Annotated in this window: 2 protein-coding genes; both read right to left on the bottom strand. The window is 53.6% G+C overall.

All coding sequences use genetic code 11. From position 1 onward, the window contains the following. Position 1: 1 nt before the first annotated feature. A complete protein-coding gene (locus tag SV7mr_RS14050) occupies positions 2 to 505 on the bottom strand; it encodes a PglZ domain-containing protein (RefSeq protein ID WP_145273233.1) in 504 nt (167 codons plus the stop codon). Between the two features lie 151 nt (positions 506 to 656). Further along, positions 657 to 949: hypothetical protein (locus tag SV7mr_RS14055; RefSeq protein ID WP_419187380.1), on the bottom strand; the 293-nt coding region annotated here is incomplete at its 5' end.

Consider the following 949-nt stretch of genomic DNA (forward strand, 5'->3'; position numbering starts at 1 on the left):
TTCAGAAGTCGAAGTCATCGGCGATCGCTCGGTCTATGGTCACATCTTGGCTGAGGATTTCAAAGTCGGTGCTGGCATCTTTGGCCACAAACCGATAACGCTTGGTCTTTTCAAACGGTTGATCAAGCAGGGTTAACATGACGGATTGCTGCCGATCGTCAAGGTTCGACGAGTCGCTTGCAAAGGTCAGTGTTTCGATGGACGAGACAGGCGTCTCAGCTTCATAGATAGCTACTTTCACCGTCAAAGCTTTGACCCGGTCGCTCACAGGCTCCATCTGAACCAACTTGAAGCGGTGTGCATGAGTTGTGATCTTGTGCTTGTTGCCGAGCACCGAGATCGCGACTTGGGTCGTTTTGGTGCTCGCTCGATCCTTCTTGCTTTTCGCTTGGCGAACGGTAATTACGGGAACAATCACTTCTTGCGGCATCGCGCCCCCGTGAATGAACCGCGCCCCGCCTGTGAAGTGAAATCGGTTCGACCCTTTCGGAATCCAAAATTCCATCCCACCATCACATTTGGCGGTGATCGCCGTGCTTGCCGGTGACACAGTGAAAACACCGAAGACCAAGCCGGTGGGGTGCTTTATTCACTACGCGGAAAAGTAGCTTCCGCTCTCCCCTTTGAAATGGAGAATAAAGCATGCCAAGAAACCACTATCGAGCCGAGGAGATCGTTAACAAACTTCGCTGCAAAACCCAATCCATCACACGAGCAATCCGCCGCACGTCGATCTCCTTGACCATGCCCGGCCCGGACTCGATGCGCGGCAGAAACAGAATCGCCTCTTGAATCTCAGGGGCCAAGTTGGTCAGCCACATGATCTGCATCATGCGGGCACTGGTCACTTTGGCATAGTGGGCCAGATCTGACTGATTCTTGATCACGCCGTCCCGGATGAGTTGCTCGCACCGAATCGCTAGTGGGATGACGGGGGATACCCGGGGAT

Origin of the sequence: Stieleria bergensis (assembly GCA_007745635.1) — a bacterium.
GTDB lineage: Bacteria > Planctomycetota > Planctomycetia > Pirellulales > Pirellulaceae > Stieleria > Stieleria bergensis.